General features: G+C 59.3%; 4 protein-coding genes. 2 read left to right on the plus strand and 2 right to left on the minus strand.

All coding sequences use genetic code 11. The annotated features are described in order from the left end of the window. The coding region (locus ACETWG_06110) for a PhoU domain-containing protein (protein ID MFB0516161.1) at positions 1-472 on the plus strand (472 nt) is incomplete at its 5' end. Continuing rightward, positions 469-1,707 (plus strand): hypothetical protein, encoded by a 1,239-nt coding sequence (locus ACETWG_06115; GenBank protein MFB0516162.1) that lies wholly within the window; start codon positions 469-471, stop codon positions 1,705-1,707. The genes ACETWG_06110 and ACETWG_06115, both read left to right, overlap by 4 nt. A 50-nt stretch (positions 1,708-1,757) precedes the next feature. Here the strand turns inward: ACETWG_06115 and ACETWG_06120 are convergent, their stop codons facing one another. Beyond that, on the minus strand, positions 1,758-2,171 hold the full coding sequence (locus tag ACETWG_06120; protein ID MFB0516163.1) for an arsenate reductase ArsC: 414 nt from the start codon (positions 2,169-2,171) through the stop codon (positions 1,758-1,760). A 95-nt stretch (positions 2,172-2,266) separates the two neighbouring features. Beyond that, positions 2,267-2,923, minus strand: a 657-nt coding sequence (gene glnA / locus ACETWG_06125; protein MFB0516164.1) for a glutamine synthetase, incomplete at its 5' end; no start/stop codon positions are given.

Consider the following 2,923-nt stretch of genomic DNA (forward strand, 5'->3'; position numbering starts at 1 on the left):
CCACCTGGCGGTGACCGGGTCGGCGGACCTGGTCTCCGGTCTCGTATTGGTGAGTGTCGTTATCGATATTGAGCGGATCGGCGACTACACAAAAAATATTTTCGATCTGGCCCGGAACCACACCGCACGCCTGACCGCCGGGAGTGCGGAAGCTAAGCTGAGTCGTATCGAAACCATCGTCACGCGCGAGTTTAAGGACATGATCACGGCTTTTAAAAACAGCGATGGAAATCTGGCCCGGAAAATCATGGCCGAGTATAAGGAGGAGGTTTCAGCTGCCTGCGACAGCATTACCCACGGCGTTGTTAGCGGGGAAATCAAAGACCTGGATGCCTGTAATGGAGCCGCCGTAGCCCTTTATGCCCGCTATCTGAAGCGCATCGCCGCCCATTCCCGGAACATTATCACCAGCGTGGTCAATCCCTTCGACAGCATCGGCTACCCCTACCCGGATATTCAGCAAGACCGTTGATCCAGTTCTACTTTCGGAACCTCGTGCTGGCTGGCGGGGCGGCAGTCTATCTGGCTCTCATCCTCCCGGATAGCGGCCTTAAGGCCCAGGGAGCACCGGCTGAAGCCGGACTCGCCGATAGGAAACTCGTGATCCAGGGCTTCATACAGGAAATGTATGAAGATAGCCGCTACCTCTCGGACACAACCGCTCACGGGGAAACCTGCACTAGCGCTGATAAGGTCCAGTCCAGCGGCTTTCGCTTGCGGCGCCTGCGACTGCGCGTCTCAGCCTATTGGCGCACCGGCACCATGGCCCGGCTGCAGCTGGCCCTCCAACAGACTGACTGGAAAAAGATCCTCGAAGACGCCTACCTGCAACAGGACCTGCTCGGCAACCGACTCAGCATCTACCTGGGGCAGCTGAAGGAACCCTACGGCCGTGAAGAACTCCGCCGGGTGTGGGAGCTGCTGGTCGTAGATCGCGGCTACCTCACAGCCGTACTAACCAGCAATAACTGGGCCTCCCGCCAACAGGGCTTGATGGTGGTGGCCAGGCTCGAACCCTCCGGCATCCCCATCAGAGTACAGCTCATGGTCGCCAACGGCGATGGGATCAACCAGACAGTAGACCCCACTCCCCTGGCCAAGCTCGCTGTCGGGCGCTTGACTATCGGTCCCTTATCATGGCTGGAAGCAGCTGCCAGCGTGGGCCTCCAGCATTTCGGCGCCGGCGACGAGTATTATTACGCCACACCCTTGGAGACGGCGCTGAACTTCACCAGCCTGAGCCTGGATTTCGCCCTCCGCCTCCCCCTCTCTGACCGCCTCCTAATGGAGTGGGACGGCGAGTTTCACGCCTTCGACCTCATTAACAAATTCGAAGTCGGCAAATACCCGCGATTCGGTTGGGCCGGGCATCCCTCCCGCTCCCAGGCTCAGATCAACCGGGGCGAGTACCGCATCCTTGGTGTGAACCTGACCCCTTCCCTCTACCTGCAACTGCCGGCTCGTAGCCCGGTGAAGGCCCTTGATCTGGCAGCAAGGTTCGAGCATGCCTGCACCGGCCACAACTTCTTCTCCAAACCCGGCTTCTCCTTCACGGCGGGCGAAGTGGCCCTGGGATTCCATTTCATGGATGCCGAACGCCAGAACCGCTCCCGGCTGCAACTGGCCCTGGCGCTGCTGTCACCCTCCATCGGCCGACCGACCCAGGACCTGCGCACCCTGAAAGTCCAATGGCAGGTGCGATACTGATTATGTTAAATGATCCCTGTGGGAAAGGAAGCAGCACTTAGTGGCTCTTTTTAGACTTTACCCTCAACGAATTGTATTATCCCCTCCCTGATCTCATCTCTTACCTGCCGGAAAACCGCTAGCACCTGCTCCTCATTACCCATCACCCGGGCCGGGTCCGGGAAGCCCATGTGCAGCCGATGATTCACCTTGCCGATAAAGGCGGGACAGGACCCCCTCGCGTCATCGCAAACGGTGATTAAATAATCGAAGTTTTTGGCGACAAAGGTCTCCACCGCTTTGGGATGCTGGGAAGAGATATCGATCCCCACTTCCGCCATGACGCTTACCGCCAGCGGATGCACCTGCTCGGCGGGGAACGTTCCGGCGGAGACCACCTCCCACCCGGGCCGCAACTGGTGCATAAAGCCCGCGGCCATCTGGGAGCGGCAGGAGTTGCCGGTACAAATGATCAGCACGCGCACGAATCCCTCCAGGGCAATTTGAGTGTAGGGGCTTACTGCGGTAAGCCCATTCCATCATAGGAATTCTGAATTATCACCCATAAGGATGAGCTTCATCAACAATCGTGGTACAGCTCGAACTCGAAGGGGTGTGGCCTCTGGCGCAGGTTGTCCACCTCCTCCCGGCGCTTGAAGTCTATGTAGGTCCGGATCAGGTCTTCGGTAAAGACGTCCCCCTTGAGCAGCCAGGCGTGGTCCTCTTCCAGGGCATCCAGGGCCTGATCCAGGCTCATGGGTGCGGTCACAATCCCTTCCAAATCCCGGGCGGAGGTGAAGAAAATGTCCTTGTCAAAGGGCTCGCCGGGATCGATCTTGCCCTGTATGCCATCGAGTCCGGCCATGACCATGGCCGGAAAGGCCAGGTAGGGGTTGCAGGCCGGATCGGGCGTCCGGAACTCGATGCGCTTGGTCTGCGGATTATCGGAATAAGTGGGAATCCGGATGGCTGCCGAGCGGTTCCGCGCCGAGTAGGCCATATTCACCGGCGCCTCGAATCCCGGCACCAGCCGCTTGTAGCTGTTAGTGGTGGGGTTGGTCAGGGCGATGAGGGCCCGGGCGTGCTTCACCAGGCCGCCAATGAAGTGAAGGGCCAGCTCCGACAGACCGGCGTACTTGTCGCCCGCAAAGAGGTTCCGGTCCCCCTTCCAGATGGAAATGTGGATGTGCATGCCGGAGCCGTTGTCATTGAAGACCGGCTTGGGCATAAAGGTGGC

Source organism: Candidatus Neomarinimicrobiota bacterium (assembly GCA_041862535.1).
Classification (GTDB): Bacteria; Fidelibacterota; Marinisomatia; order SCGC-AAA003-L08; family TS1B11.